Genomic DNA, 14,752 nt, shown 5'->3' with positions numbered 1-14,752 from the left:
ATGGGCGCCTATATCCTTAGACGCCTGTTGCTGGTCATTCCGACCCTTCTGGGCATCATGATCGTCAACTTCACGCTGGTGCAGTTCGTGCCTGGCGGTCCAATCGAACAGATCATCGCCCAGATCGAAGGGCAGGGCGATGTGTTCGCGGGCTTTGCCGGATCGGGCGATGCCGGGGCCGGTGCCGAACCCGGCGGCGGCGTCTTCGATGACAAATACGTGGGCGCCCGCGGGTTGCCGCCGGAATTCATCGCCGAACTGGAGAAAGAGTTCGGGTTCGACAAACCGCCGATCGAGCGGTTCCTGAACATGATGGGCAACTATCTGACGCTGGATTTCGGCGAAAGCTACTTCCGCTCGGTCTCGGTGATTGACCTGGTGCTGGAAAAGATGCCGGTCTCGATCTCGCTGGGCCTTTGGTCGACGCTGATCGCTTATCTGGTCTCGATCCCGCTGGGCATCCGCAAGGCGGTCAAGGATGGTTCACGCTTTGACACCTGGACCAGCGCGGCCATCATCGTGGCCTATGCGATTCCGGGCTTCCTGTTCGCGATCCTGCTGCTGGTTCTGTTTGCGGGCGGGTCCTACTGGCAGATCTTCCCGCTCAGAGGGCTGACCTCGGATAATTGGGAAGACCTCAGCCTGCTGGGCAAAGTGGCCGACTATTTCTGGCACATCGCCCTGCCGACCATCGCGCTGACAATCTCGGCCTTTGCCACGCTGACGCTGCTGACCAAGAATTCGTTTCTGGACGAGATCAAGAAGCAATACGTCATGACTGCCCGCGCCAAGGGCCTGAGTGAACGGCGGGTTTTGTACGGCCACGTATTCCGCAATGCGATGCTGATCGTGATCGCCGGCTTTCCGGCGGTGTTCATCGGCGTGTTCTTCGGCGGGTCGATCATCATCGAGACGATATTCTCGCTGGATGGTTTGGGCCGTCTGGGCTTTGAGGCCGCGGTGGCGCGCGATTATCCGGTGATCTTTGGGACGCTGTTCATCTTCGGTCTGCTCGGGCTGGTCGTCGGCATCATCAGCGACTTGATGTATGTGCTGGTCGATCCGCGCATCGATTTCGAGAAACGCGAGGGGTAAATGGCACTTTCTCCTCTGAACCAGCGCCGCTGGCGCAATTTCTGCCGCAACCGCCGGGCCTTTTGGTCGCTGATCATCTTCACGGTGCTGTTCGGCCTGTCGCTGTTTGCGGAATTCATCGCCAATGACAAACCGATCCTGGTGAAGTACCGGGGCGAGTTCTACACGCCCATCTTCAATTTCTACGCCGAGACCGAGTTCGGCGGCGATTTTGAGACCGAGGCGATTTACCGCGATCCCGAGGTTCAGTGCCTGATCGACAGCGGCGGGCTGGAGGAGTGTTTCGACGACCCCGAAGGCATCATCGAACAGATCGAAGCGGGAACATTCCAGGCCGAAGGTTTCGAGCGGGGCTGGGCGATCTGGCCGCCGATCCCCTATTCCTACAACACCAGCGTCGACCGCCCCGGCGCAGCACCCCTGCCGCCTAACGGGCAGAACCTGCTGGGCACTGACGACACCAAGCGCGACGTTCTGGCGCGTGTCATCTATGGCTTCCGCCTGTCGATCCTGTTCACCCTGATCGTCACCGGTGCGGCCAGCCTGATCGGCATATTCGCCGGCGCGCTGCAGGGCTTTTTCGGCGGCTGGCTGGACCTGATCTTCCAACGCATCATCGAGATCTGGTCAGCGACGCCTTCGCTTTACGTCATCATCATCATGTTCGCGGTGCTGGGGCGAAGTTTCTGGCTGCTGGTGTTCCTGATGATCCTGTTTTCCTGGACGGGGCTGGTGGGCGTGGTGCGGGCCGAGTTCCTGCGCGCCCGCAACCTGGAATATGTGCGCGCGGCCAAGGCGCTGGGCGTGGGCAACCTGACGATCATGTTCCGCCACATGCTGCCCAACGCGATGGTGGCCACGCTGACCTTCATGCCCTTCATCGTGACCGGCACGATCGGGGGGCTGGCCAGCCTCGATTTCCTTGGCTTCGGGCTGCCGTCCTCGGCCCCGTCTCTGGGTGAGCTGACCCTGCAGGCCAAGCAAAACCTGCAGGCCCCGTGGCTGGCCTTCACCGCCTTTTTCACCTTTGCCATCATGCTGTCGCTGCTGGTCTTCATCTTCGAAGGCGTGCGTGACGCGTTCGACCCGCGAAAGACCTTCTCATGAGCTTGCTGGATGTGAAAAACCTCAGGGTCTCGTTCCGCCAGGACGGGCAGGTGAACACGGCGGTTCGGGGCGTGTCGTTCCATGTCGATCGCGGGGAAACCGTGGCGCTGGTGGGCGAATCCGGCTCGGGCAAATCGGTCACCGCGCTGTCTACCGTGTCGCTGCTGGGCGACAGCGCAATCGTCGAAGGATCGGTCACCTATGACGGCCAAGAGATGATCGGCGCCTCGGAGCAGCGTCTGATGGAGGTGCGCGGCAACGATATCAGCTTCATCTTCCAGGAGCCGATGACCTCGTTGAACCCGCTGCACACGATTCAGAAGCAGATGGCGGAATCGCTGGCCCTGCACCAGGGGCTGACGGGCGACGCGGCGCGCGCCCGGATCGTCGAATTGTTGAACAAGGTCGGCATCCGCGACCCCGAGGAACGGCTGGACGCCTATCCCCATCAGCTGTCCGGCGGACAGCGGCAGCGGGTGATGATCGCCATGGCGCTGGCCAATCAGCCCGATATCCTGATCGCTGACGAGCCGACCACTGCGCTGGACGTGACCATTCAGGCGCAGATCCTCGAGCTGCTGGTCGAGCTGCAGAAATCGGAAAACATGGGGATGTTGTTCATCACCCATGATCTGGGCATCGTGCGGCGCATCGCCGACCGGGTCTGCGTGATGAAGGATGGCGAGATCGTCGAGACCGGCCCGGTGGCCGAGATCTTCGACAACCCTCAGCACCCCTATACCCGCAAGCTGCTGGCGGCCGAACCCAAAGGCATTCCCGATCCGATAGACCCCGCGGCCGAAGAAGTGGCCCGGACCGAGCATCTGAAGGTCTGGTTCCCGATCCAGCGCGGGTTCCTAAAACGCACGGTCGGCTATGTGAAGGCGGTGAACGACGCTACGCTCAGCGTGCGGGCAGGCGAGACCTTAGGGATCGTGGGCGAAAGCGGCTCGGGCAAGACCACGCTTGCGCTTGCGATCATGCGTCTGATCGCTTCCGAGGGCGGGATCACCTTCCGTGGGCAGGATGTGCGCCGCTGGTCCACGCGTGAACTGCGCCGCCTGCGGAAGGACATGCAGATCGTATTCCAGGACCCGTTCGGCAGCCTCAGCCCGCGTATGACCTGCCAGCAGATCATCGCCGAGGGTCTGGCGATCCACAAGGTCGATCCGCACCGTGCCCCGCGCGAGTTGGTGGCCGAGGTGATGACCGAGGTGGGCCTGGACCCGGCGGCCATGGACCGCTACCCGCACGAATTCTCGGGCGGGCAACGCCAGCGCATCGCGATTGCCCGCGCCATGGTGCTGCGGCCCAAGCTGCTGGTGCTGGATGAACCCACCAGCGCGCTGGACATGACGGTTCAGGTGCAGATCGTCGAACTGCTACGCGACTTGCAGAAGAAATACGGGCTGGCCTACTTGTTCATCAGCCACGACCTGAAGGTGGTGCGGGCGATGTCACACAAGGTGATCGTCATGCGCAACGGAGACGTGGTCGAGATGGGCGCTGCCGAAGACCTCTTCGTCAACGCGCAGGATGACTACACCCGCGAACTGATCGCTGCGGCGGGTTAGGCGTTGGCCGCTTCGCGCGCCGCCGATTTGGGCAGCGGGCCGCGCAGCTCTTCATAGTGGTCGAACTGCAGCTTGACCCAGCCGGTACCGCGTGTGGCGCTGGCCAGCGTGCGGTGCAGTTCGTCCTCAGCCACGGCGGGCAGCTGGGCGTTGAAGATCTCCCAGCCCGGCGCGTTCGGGTTGCCCTCGAACCCCAGGACCTGCCCCTGAAGCGAGCTGATCGTGGGCACCAGATCGCCCACGAAGGCCGACGGAACATGGATCTCGGCGTTCAGGATCGGCTGCAACACGACGGGTTTGGCCTGCGGCAGGGCCTCGCGGACTGCGTTTTTTCCGGCCGTCCGGAAGGCAAAATCGGAACTGTCCACGTTGTGATGCTTGCCGTCATGCAGCGTGACCTTCACATCCACCACCGGAAAGCCCTCGGGGCCCTGCGCCAATGCATCGACCGCGCCTTGTTCGACCGAGGGGATATAGTTCTTGGGTACCGCGCCGCCCTTGACCACCTCGTCGAAGTGAAAATCTGATCCGCGCGGCAGCGGCGCGACCGAGATCACCACATCGGCGAACTGCCCCGCGCCACCGGATTGCTTGCGGTGGCGGTGTCGGTGTTCGACCGCGGCGCGGATAGTCTCGCGATAGGCGGTCTCGACCGGGGAAGTCTCGATCTCGATCCCGAAATCCTCGGCCAGCTTGGCGACCACCCGCCGCATGTGCTGCGGCCCCTGCGAGCCCAGAACGGCGTGGCCGCTCAGCTCGTCCTGTTCCAGCGTCAAGCCCGGGTCGATCTCGACCAGCCGAGACAGCGCGTTGGACAGGCGCACGTCGTCGCGTTCATGGGCTGGCGACACAACCTGCCGATAGGCGACCGGATGCGCCGTGGCCCAATCCGGCAGCGGTGTGGAGTCGCTGCTGTCATAAACATTGCCGGGGTTGAGGTGATCGGATTTTACCGCCAGCCCGATCTCGCCGGCCTTCAGCCCGTCGATCTGGGTCTTGGCATCCAGCGCGGTCAGGTTGCCAACGGTTTCGCCGCCCAGCGGATCATGCGCCTTGATCCCGTCGCCCAGCCCCCGCAGGACGATGATCTTGCCGATGTGCTTCTTGACGTCGGCAAAACCGGTGATGGCGCGCGCGGCTTCGGGCGCCGCGTCGCGGTCGGCGGCGATGTCGAACTCGGGCGCCTCGTGCCGCAGGGCCTTCATCAGGCGGGTCAGCCCGTTGCCATGGCTGGCCGCGCCCAGACAGGCCGGGATCAACTGGTGGTTCTGCAACACCTGCGCGGCCAAGTTATAGATCTCGGCGCTGGGCGGCTGCTTGTCCTCGATCAGCTGCTCAAGCAGGTGGTCGTCGAAATCCGACAAGGTCTCGAGCAGTTCGGTGCGGGCTTCGGCCTCGCGATCCGCAACCGATTGCGGCAGTTCGATCAGCGCCGAGGGCTGACCTTCTTGATATTTCCACGCGCGCTCCGAGATCAGGTCGACGGCCCCGATAATGGTTTCGCCTTCACGGATCGGCACTTGCCGCAGGGTAATGTGATGGCTGCAATAGGTCTGCAGTGCGGCGGCGATGTCTCGGATGCGGCCGTTGGGGTTGTCCATCCGGTTGATGAACAGAAAGCAGGGAATGCCCGCCTCCTCGACCAGCCGCAGGTAGGGGGCGCACAGAACAGCCGCGTCCGGGTCAGGCGGGACCACGACCACCGCCGCGTCGGAAATGGCCATGGCGGGCCCGGCATAGGCCATCGCATCGCCTCCGCCATCGACATCTATCGCGCACCACGGTTCGTCCAGATAAGAAAAACCGTGCAGATGCACGGTTCCGGATACCTCGAATGTGGTTGGCCGGCCATCAAGGCGACTGATGGCCTCGACCAGGGTTGTCTTGCCCGATTGGCTGGGGCCGAGAACGGTAAAAACGCGCATGGGTGCTGTCCCTTCGTCAAGTTGCAGAGTGGTTGCACGAAAGGAGCTGTCGAACGCGGATGCGCCGGCGAGTCTGTCTGAATGATGGCCTGCCTCGGGGGTCGGGCGGCCTGCCGCCCGTCTTCCGAGTGTGGGGAAAAGCCACCGCACGCGTCAACCCCCCGCTTTTTTGCATTGTGGCGACCGGCCGGGTTGCGGCCTGACGCCTGCCGTCAGATCGCCGAGCTGTGGCCCGCCTTGCTCAGGTCATAGGCGTCGAAGGTCCGGGCAATCATCCGGGTCAACGCGCGCGCTTCGGGCGGGATGAACAGCCCGTTATCGGTGATCTGCAACAACCCGTCGAAGGTGTCATTGGCGCGCTGGTACATCGCCGTCAGCTCGGCCGCCGAGATGTCGTGGTCGCGCAGGATCTCGGCCGTGTCGATGCGGAAGTCGCACATCAGGGCCTCGATCAGGCGGGCGCGCAGGATGTCCTGACCCTTGAACAGATGCCCGCGCGAGGTCGAGAATTGGCCTTCGCGCACCGCGTTGGTATGGGTCGAAGTGGCCGGTGCGTTCTGCGCATAACCCTGTGGGAAGCGCGAGATCGAGCTGGCGCCGACGCCGATCAGAACCTCGGCCTGATCGTCGGTATAGCCCTGGAAGTTCCGCTTGAGCCGTCCGGCTTTCAGCGCGTGGGTCAGCCCATCATCCTTGGTGGCGAAATGGTCAATGCCGATTTCTTCGTAATTGTCCCACAGGAACAGACGGCGGGCGGTGTCGAACAGCTCAAGCCGCTGTTCCGGCGTCGGCAGGGCGTCGGACGGGATCAGCTGCTGGCGTTTCGCCATCCACGGTACATGCGCATAGCCATACAATGCCACCCTGTCGGGGCTTAGCGACAGCAGCTTCTGCACGCTTTCGGTCATCCGCGCCTTGGTCTGGTGCGGCAGTCCGTACAAGATGTCAGCGTTCAGGCTGGGCACGCCGCGCTCACGGATCATGTCGATCGCCTCGCGGGTGGTGTCATAGCTCTGGATGCGCCCGATGCTCTTCTGGATCTCGTCATCGAAATCCTGAATCCCGATCGAGGCGCGGTTCATCCCGGCTTCGGCCAGCGCGTCAAGACGGGCGGCGTCCACCTCGTTGGGGTCGATCTCGACCGAGAATTCCGCGTTGGGTCCAAGTGGGACGATGCCCAGAATATGCGCGGCCAGTTCGCGCATCAGGTCGGGGTTGAGCAGCGTGGGCGTGCCCCCGCCCCAGTGCAGGCGCGACAGGGTCACCCCGCTGGGCAGGCGCGCGGCCAGCAGGTCCAGTTCGGCCTTGAGGACATCGACATAGGCGATGACCGGGTTGTCGGTCTGGGTGCCCTGGGTGCGGCAGGCGCAGAACCAGCACAGCCGGCGGCAGAACGGCACATGAACATAGAGCGAGATCGAACTGCCCGGCCGGATGGCGGAAATCCAGTCGCTGAACATGTCGGGCCCCACGTCATTGCTGAAGTGGGGGGCGGTCGGATAGCTGGTATAACGCGGTACCTTCGCGTCAAATAGTCCAAGCTTTGCCAATTGAGGTTTTACTATCATGGCGACACCGGTATAGGCTCGGAAACCAGAAGACCTTGACCGAGATCAAGTGGACGCGCGCATGACCCTGACTACACTCGTTGACCATTCGAACTGCGAAGACTGTCCAATTCGTCACCGAGCGGTATGCGCGCGCTGTGACGCGGACGAGTTGGTCGCGTTGGAAGAGATCAAGTATTATCGCAGCTTCGAGGCGGGGCAGACGATCATCTGGTCGGGCGACCAGATGAATTTCGTCGGCTCGGTGGTGTCTGGAATTGCATCGTTGACGCAAACCATGGAGGACGGGCGCACCCAGATGGTGGGCTTGCTGCTGCCTAGCGATTTCGTCGGCCGCCCGGGGCGCGAGTCGGCGCCTTATGACGTGGTGGCCACGACCGACGTGGTCATGTGCTGTTTCCGCAAGAAACCGTTCGAAGACTTGATGAACAGAACGCCGCATATCGCGCAGCGTCTGCTGCAGATGACGCTGGACGAACTGGACGCCGCGCGTGAATGGATGTTGGTCCTGGGCCGCAAGACCGCGCGCGAGAAGATCGCCAGCCTGCTGTCGATCATTGCCCGTCGGGACGCCTCGGTCAGCCAAAAGGGGCTTTCGGGACCGATCGTGTTTGATCTGCCGCTGACGCGCGAGGCGATGGCCGACTATCTGGGTCTGACGCTGGAAACGGTCAGCCGTCAGATATCGGCCCTGAAAAAGGACGAGGTGATCCTGCTGGAAGGCAAGCGCCACGTCACCGTGCCGGATATCGGGCGCCTGATGGAAGAAGCCGGCGACGACGCTGATGGCGGCTTTCTGGTCTGAGGGCATATCTGACAGCACAGTGCCCGGCGATCTTGATGCGTGACGCCAAGGCGCGTCCGTGCTCTAACTAAGGGCGCATCAACCCAAGTCAGGGAGCGGTCATGGAATTCAGCAGTATATTAGCGATGTTGTTCATCGGCGCGATTGCCGGTTGGCTGTCGGGCAAGATCATGTCCGGCCGCGGGTTTGGCCTGGTCGGCAACATCATCGTCGGTGTCGTCGGGGCGTTTCTGGCGGGGACGATCTTTCCGGCGCTTGGATTTTCCGTAGGCGGCGGGATTTTCTCGTCGATCTTCTTCGCCACGATCGGGGCGGTGATCCTTCTGTTCCTGATCGGGCTGGTCAAGAAGGTCTGAGCCAGTGGGCCGCCCCAACCCGAGGCGGCCGACCCTGTTTCCCGTCAATGCGCCATGAAAACCGGCACGGCGGATTTTTCCAGCATGTTCCGCGTGGCGCCGCCCAGAATGGCCTCGCGGAAGCGGGAATGTCCGTAGGCCCCCATGACGATCATGTCGGCCGCGGTGTCCTCGGCATGGCGGTTCAGAATGTCCGACACGCGGGTCATCGTCTTGCTGAGCACGTCGATTTCGCATCTCACCCCGTGCCGGGCCAGCATTTGCGACAACAGCCCGCCCGGGTCCGACCGATCAGGGCCGTGGGTCGGCGGGTCGATCACGACGATCCGGGTCAGATCCGCCGCCATCAGGAACGGCAGGGCGAACCGGATAGCGCGCATCGCCTCGACACTTTCGTTCCACCCGATCAGAACGGTGCGCGGCCGAGACACGATTTCCGCGTTATCCGGCACCACCAGAACCGGGGCATGGCCTTCGAACATCGCGGCCTCGATGATGGGCTCGGCCTCGGCGCCCCGGCCTTCGCCATAGGGTTGCGGCAGCACCACCAGATCCGAGAATCGGGCCCTGTGGGCGACATGCCGGCCCAGATCTGCGATCTGCGCGACGCCGCTTTCGGCCGACCAGCGCACGCCGGACTTGCCCAGGAATTCTTCGGCGAATTTCAGGTTCTCCTCAGCCTCGGCATTGGCCCGGTTCAGGGTTTCCTGCAAGATCAACGCATTGGCCCCGGCATAGTAGTATCCGGTCTGGCTGCGATCGACGCCCAGACACAGCGCCTCGGCATGGGCATCCTGAGCTTCGGCCAAAGCAGCCATCTGCTCCAGCGCCTTTTTTGCGAATTTTGTTTCCGTCACGACTGAGAGAAGCGATTTGTAAGCCATCTTGACCTCATTGTTCCATTGCTCGGTGCGGCGGTTTCGAGCAGGTCATTCATTTGGTTATGCGTGTCACAGTTTTCACTCTATTGTCTTGATACAGATCAAAGCAGTAGGGCCCGCGGTTGGCCGATACAGCAGGCAGTCAAAAAAGCCGCGCGCGGCAAGAGAATCGCGTGCGGCATGGCAAAGGGACGCAATATGTCGAATTACATCAAGCTGATCGCGTTTGGCCTGGTCACGCTGTTCGCAGCGATCGGGGCCAACTATGCGCGGGATTTGGCGTATCAGGTGCATGCGATACTGGTGATGCTGATCGCCGGTGGCCTGTTCATCTGGACGCTTCGCAACACCGACGAGCCCGACATTCTTGTCGATCGCTCGGGGGAATACATGGACGGCGTGATCCGCTATGGCGTGATCGCAACCGCCTTTTGGGGTGTCGTCGGATTCCTCGCGGGTACGTTCATCGCATTTCAACTGGCTTTCCCGGTGCTCAATTTCGAATGGGCCCAAGGATACCTGAACTTTGGCCGTCTGCGTCCGCTGCACACCTCGGCCGTGATCTTCGCCTTTGGCGGCAACGCGCTGATCGCCACGTCCTTCTACGTGGTGCAACGCACCAGCGCGGCACGGCTATGGGGCGGAAACCTCGCCTGGTTCGTGTTCTGGGGCTATCAGCTGTTCATCGTGCTGGCCGCGACCGGCTATGTGCTGGGCGGCACCCAGTCCAAGGAATATGCCGAGCCGGAATGGTATGTCGATCTGTGGTTGACCATCGTCTGGGTGGCCTATCTGGCCGTGTTCCTGGGCACGATCGTGAAACGGAAAGAGCCGCATATCTACGTGGCCAACTGGTTCTATCTGTCCTTCATCGTGACCGTGGCGATGCTGCACCTGGTCAACAACATGACCCTGCCGGTCAGCATCTGGGGCTCGAAATCCGTGATCGTCTGGTCGGGCGTGCAGGATGCGATGATCCAGTGGTGGTACGGCCACAATGCCGTGGGCTTCTTCCTGACCGCAGGCTTTCTGGGCATGATGTACTATTTCATCCCGAAACAGGCCGAACGCCCGGTCTTCAGCTATAAGCTGTCGATCATCCACTTCTGGGCGCTGATCTTCATCTATATCTGGGCCGGTCCTCACCACCTGCACTACACCGCGCTGCCTGACTGGGCCTCGACGCTGGGCATGGTGTTCTCGGTCGTGCTGTGGATGCCTTCGTGGGGTGGCATGATCAACGGTCTGATGACGCTCTCGGGCGCATGGGACAAGCTGCGCACCGACCCGGTCATCCGCATGATGGTCATCTCGGTCGGTTTCTACGGCATGTCCACCTTCGAAGGCCCGATGATGTCGATCCGTGCGGTCAACTCGCTGTCGCACTACACCGACTGGACCATCGGCCACGTGCACTCGGGTGCGCTGGGCTGGAACGGCATGATCACCTTTGGTGCGCTGTACTTCCTGGTGCCGGTTCTTTGGAAACGTGAGCGCCTGTACTCGCTGCAGATGGTCAGCTGGCACTTCTGGCTCGCCACCATCGGCATCGTGCTCTACGCCGCGTCGATGTGGGTGACCGGCATCATGGAAGGCCTGATGTGGCGTGAAGTGGATGCCAACGGCTTCCTGGTGAACTCGTTCGCCGACACTGTGGCGGCCAAGTTCCCGATGTACGTGGTGCGTGCCCTGGGCGGCGTGCTGTACGTCGCGGGTGCAGTGATCATGTGCTACAACCTGTGGATGACCGTCCGGAAGGCGCCGGCCAAAGAGGCCAGCCTGACCGTCGCGGTCCCGGCTGAATAAGGAGGGCCGGAGCAATGGCAATTCTTGACAAACACAAGATCCTCGAGACCAACGCGTCCCTCCTGCTGATCTTCAGCTTCCTGGTCGTGACCATCGGTGGCATCGTGCAGATCACGCCCCTGTTCTACCTTGAGAACACCATCGAGAAGGTGGAGGGCATGCGGCCCTACACCCCTCTCGAAATGGCGGGACGGGAAATCTACCTCCGCGAAGGCTGCTATGTCTGCCACAGCCAGATGATCCGCCCGATGCGGGACGAGGTCGAACGCTATGGCCACTACTCGCTGGCGGCCGAGTCGATGTACGACCACCCGTTCCAGTGGGGCTCCAAGCGCACCGGGCCGGACCTGGCCCGCGTCGGCGGCCGCTACTCGGACGAATGGCACGTGGACCATCTGCGTGATCCGCAATCGGTGGTGCCGGAATCGGTGATGCCGAAGTACGGCTTCCTCGAACGGCGCAAGCTGGACGGAAAGTATATCGGCGACATCATGGCGGCGAACGCCGCGGTCGGAACGCCCTATACCGACGAGATGCTGGAGAACGCGGAGGCGGATTTCCGCGCTCAGGCCGATCCCGACAGCGACTATGACGGTCTGCTGGAGCGCTATGGCGACAAGGTGAACGTGCGCAACTTTGACGGCCAGCCCGAGCTGACTGAAGCGGATGCGCTGATCGCCTATCTGCAGATGCTGGGGACGCTGGTCGATTTCTCGACCTTCACCCCGGACGCGAACCGGTAAGGGGGCTGTCATGGAGCAATACACGATCCTTCGGCAATTCGCCGACAGTTGGATGCTGCTGGCCCTCTTCGCCTTCTTCATCGGCGTGGTGATCTGGGTGTTTCGGCCCGGTGCCAGCAAGCAATACGAGGATACTGCCGGCATACCGTTTCGGCATGAAGACAAACCCGCCACATCCGAGGAGGCGCGGAAATGAGCAAAGCACCCGAAAAAAAGCCGGGCGATCCCGGTACGACCGGCCACGAATGGGACGGCATCGAAGAGTTCAACAACCCGCTTCCGCGCTGGTGGCTGTGGACCTTCTACGTCACGATCTTCTGGGGCGTCATCTACACGATCCTCTATCCGGCTTGGCCGCTGGTGAACCACGCGACGGCCGGTGTTCTGGGATGGTCGTCGCGCGCCAAGGTGGATGCGGAAATCGCCGCGGTGGAGGAGGCGAATGCACCGATCACCGCACGCCTTGAGCAGGCCGAACTGATCGACATCGCTGCCGATCCTGACCTCAGCAGTTTCGCGGTATCCTCTGGCGCGGCGGTGTTCCGGACTTGGTGCGCTCAGTGCCACGGTTCGGGCGCGGCGGGCGCCGTCGGTTATCCGAACCTCCTGGACGACTCGTGGCTCTGGGGTGGAGATCTGGAATCGATCTATCACACCGTCGCCGCCGGTATCCGCAACGAGGAATATGACGAGGCGCGCTATTCCGAGATGCCCGCCTTCGGTCGCGACGAGCTGTTGACGACCGAGGAGATCTCGCAAGTCGTCAACTATGTCATGTCGCTTTCCGGAGAGCCGAACGATCCCGCGCTGGTCGAGGCCGGATCCGTCGTCTATGCCGACAACTGCGCCTCCTGCCACGGCGAAAACGCCGAAGGCGACCGCGACCAGGGCGCGCCGAACCTAGCGGACGCGATCTGGCTCTATGGCGGCGACTACGACACCCTGACCGACACCGTGACCAACAGCCGCTTCGGCGTCATGCCCGGTTGGCAAAACCGTCTCAGCGAAGCGCAGATTCGCGCGGTTTCGCTCTACGTCCATCAATTGGGTGGCGGTCAGTAGACACAAGAAAACCTTCGGGCGGTTCGCCGCCCGAAGGCCTAGGTGCCGGCTGTTCCATCTGTTCGCGCGTTTCCTGAACAGCCGGCACCATTTTTCCAAACCTAGAGCGTGTCGCGGCGCCGGTCCAGAATTTGGCGCGGCAGTTGCGCGCATCGCCCCGGCTGCCTGCGGCATTTCGTCGATGATGATACACGACCGGTTGGCGCCTATTTTTGAGACATGCCAGATCCGGCGCGTTTATGACTCTGCCCGGCAGTAAGGTTTCGCCGAAACGGCGGCAATGCGATAGTGTCGGGTTCAGGTGTGACAAAAGATATCTGTACGATGCGCTTTTGACCCATGTCAAAGTTAACGCGTTCATGATCTGGAACAAGTCGCCAGAAAACAGCCTGATCCGGAGCCAGCCCGTGAGCGATTCCAATCCCGCCCCCAGCCTTTATGCCGCCCGAGAGCCGATCTTTCCCAGACGCGTGTCAGGAAAGTTCCGCAACCTCAAATGGATCATCATGGCAGTCACGCTCGGCATCTATTATGTGACGCCGTGGATCCGCTGGGACCGTGGCCCCAGCCTGCCGGACCAGGCGGTACTTTTGGACCTGGCGAACCGGCGGTTCTATTTCTTCTGGATCGAGATCTGGCCGCACGAATTCTATTTCGTCGCGGGTCTGCTCATCATGGCTGGTCTCGGGCTGTTCCTGTTCACCTCGGCGCTTGGGCGCGTGTGGTGCGGCTATGCCTGCCCGCAAACGGTCTGGACCGATCTGTTCATCCTGGTCGAGCGCTGGATCGAGGGCGACCGCAACGCCCGCCTGCGTCTGCACAGGCAGAAAAAGCTGGACTTCCACAAGGCGCGGCTGCGCCTGTCGAAATGGACGGCCTGGTTTCTGATCGGTCTGGCCACGGGGGGGGCTTGGGTTTTCTATTTTGCCGATGCGCCGACGCTGGCGCGCGATCTGATCACTGGCAATGCCCACCCGATCGCCTATACAACGATGCTGATCCTGACCGGCACGACCTTCTTCTTCGGTGGATTCGCACGCGAACAGATCTGCATCTATGCCTGCCCCTGGCCGCGCATCCAGGCAGCGATGATGGACGAGGACACGCTGGTCGTGGGCTATCGCGAGTGGCGGGGTGAACCCCGCGGCAAGGGCAAGAACCGCGAAGGCCTGGGCGACTGCATCGACTGTTATGCCTGCGTCAACGTCTGCCCGATGGGGATCGACATCCGCGACGGGCAGCAGCTGGAATGCATCACCTGCGCCCTGTGCATCGATGCCTGCGACGAAGTGATGGAAAAGGTCGGCAAGCCACGCGGCCTGATCGACTACATGGCGCTCAGCGACGAGCAGCGCGAACGCGCAGGGCATCCGCCCAAGAGCATCTGGAAGCATATCTTCCGTCCGCGCACGATCCTGTATTCGTCGCTGTGGTCGGCGGTGGGGGTTGCCCTGCTGTTCGCCCTGTTCATCCGGTCGGACATCGACCTGACGGTGGCGCCGGTGCGCAACCCGACCTTCGTGACCATGTCCGACGGCTCAATCCGCAATACCTATGACGTGCGGCTGCGCAACAAGCACGGCGAGGACCGGTTGTTCAAGCTGTCGCTGGTGGGCGATCCCGCGATGAAGCTACAGATCGAAGGTACGCCGCTGGATACCGTGAACGTCCCGGCCGATACCGCGCATTTGACGCGCGTGTATATTGTCGCCGACAAGGATTCGGCTCCGGCGGCGGCGGACACGACACCAGTCCGCATCTGGGTCGAGGATTTGGCCAGCGGCGAGCGGGCCTACAAAGACACCACTTTCAATGGGCGGGGGAACTGAG

13 protein-coding genes are annotated in these 14,752 nt (G+C 62.2%); 10 read left to right on the top strand and 3 right to left on the bottom strand.

Annotation, left to right across the window (positions count from 1 at the left end):
* Genes AC2FMD_RS12655 through AC2FMD_RS12645 form a run of 3 tightly spaced genes read left to right on the top strand, consistent with a single transcriptional unit; the run spans position 1 to position 3,776 of the window.
* Entirely contained in the window at positions 1-1,095 is a 1,095-nt protein-coding gene (locus AC2FMD_RS12655; protein WP_496710696.1) for a microcin C ABC transporter permease YejB, read from the top strand.
* Positions 1,096-2,202 carry an ABC transporter permease gene (locus AC2FMD_RS12650; protein ID WP_496710695.1) on the top strand — a complete coding sequence of 369 codons (1,107 nt, stop codon included), beginning with the start codon at positions 1,096-1,098 and terminating at the stop codon, positions 2,200-2,202. It begins immediately after the preceding gene.
* A complete protein-coding gene (locus AC2FMD_RS12645) occupies positions 2,199-3,776 on the top strand; it encodes an ABC transporter ATP-binding protein (RefSeq protein ID WP_496742622.1) in 1,578 nt (525 codons plus the stop codon). Before AC2FMD_RS12650 ends, AC2FMD_RS12645 begins: the two co-directional genes overlap by 4 nt.
* Here the strand turns inward: AC2FMD_RS12645 and AC2FMD_RS12640 are convergent.
* Together AC2FMD_RS12640 and hemN are read right to left on the bottom strand one after the other, a co-directional pair.
* Positions 3,773-5,701, bottom strand: a complete 1,929-nt coding sequence (locus AC2FMD_RS12640) for an elongation factor G (RefSeq protein WP_496742621.1) — start codon at positions 5,699-5,701, stop codon at positions 3,773-3,775. The genes AC2FMD_RS12645 and AC2FMD_RS12640 overlap by 4 nt on opposite strands.
* 212 nt (positions 5,702-5,913) lie before the next feature.
* Positions 5,914-7,269, bottom strand: coding sequence for an oxygen-independent coproporphyrinogen III oxidase (gene hemN, locus AC2FMD_RS12635; protein WP_496742620.1), 1,356 nt, complete (start codon positions 7,267-7,269; stop codon positions 5,914-5,916).
* Positions 7,270-7,330: 61 nt separating this feature from the next.
* Between hemN and fnrL the strand changes: the two genes are divergently transcribed.
* Entirely contained in the window at positions 7,331-8,074 is a 744-nt protein-coding gene (gene fnrL, locus AC2FMD_RS12630) for a transcriptional regulator FnrL (protein ID WP_496682877.1), read from the top strand.
* Positions 8,075-8,175: 101 nt separating this feature from the next.
* On the top strand, positions 8,176-8,430 hold the full coding sequence (locus AC2FMD_RS12625) for a GlsB/YeaQ/YmgE family stress response membrane protein (protein WP_496682874.1): 255 nt from the start codon (positions 8,176-8,178) through the stop codon (positions 8,428-8,430).
* A 44-nt stretch (positions 8,431-8,474) separates the two neighbouring features.
* Here the strand turns inward: AC2FMD_RS12625 and AC2FMD_RS12620 are convergent, their stop codons facing one another.
* Entirely contained in the window at positions 8,475-9,314 is an 840-nt protein-coding gene (locus AC2FMD_RS12620) for a universal stress protein (RefSeq protein ID WP_496742619.1), read from the bottom strand.
* A 195-nt stretch (positions 9,315-9,509) separates the two neighbouring features.
* On the opposite strand from AC2FMD_RS12620, the gene ccoN reads away from it, so the two are divergent.
* The 5 genes from ccoN to ccoG all read left to right on the top strand — a co-directional run bounded on the left by ccoN (position 9,510) and on the right by ccoG (position 14,751).
* Complete coding sequence (gene ccoN, locus AC2FMD_RS12615; protein WP_496742618.1) at positions 9,510-11,117, top strand: cytochrome-c oxidase, cbb3-type subunit I; 1,608 nt, start codon at positions 9,510-9,512, stop codon at positions 11,115-11,117.
* Positions 11,118-11,131: 14 nt separating this feature from the next.
* A complete protein-coding gene (gene ccoO, locus AC2FMD_RS12610) occupies positions 11,132-11,860 on the top strand; it encodes a cytochrome-c oxidase, cbb3-type subunit II (protein WP_496682866.1) in 729 nt (242 codons plus the stop codon).
* Between the two features lie 10 nt (positions 11,861-11,870).
* The gene (locus AC2FMD_RS12605) at positions 11,871-12,056 is read left to right on the top strand and encodes a cbb3-type cytochrome oxidase subunit 3 (RefSeq protein ID WP_496682863.1); all 186 of its coding nucleotides are present in this window, start codon (positions 11,871-11,873) and stop codon (positions 12,054-12,056) included.
* Positions 12,053-12,922, top strand: a complete 870-nt coding sequence (gene ccoP, locus AC2FMD_RS12600) for a cytochrome-c oxidase, cbb3-type subunit III (RefSeq protein ID WP_496742617.1) — start codon at positions 12,053-12,055, stop codon at positions 12,920-12,922. The genes AC2FMD_RS12605 and ccoP overlap by 4 nt, the downstream gene beginning before the upstream one ends.
* 407 nt (positions 12,923-13,329) lie before the next feature.
* On the top strand, positions 13,330-14,751 hold the full coding sequence (ccoG, locus tag AC2FMD_RS12595) for a cytochrome c oxidase accessory protein CcoG (protein ID WP_496742616.1): 1,422 nt from the start codon (positions 13,330-13,332) through the stop codon (positions 14,749-14,751).
* The last annotated feature ends 1 nt before the right edge of the window (position 14,752 follow it).

This window comes from Ruegeria sp. BHSC276, assembly GCF_059612945.1.
This window is presented reverse-complemented; position numbering and strand designations above follow the sequence as displayed.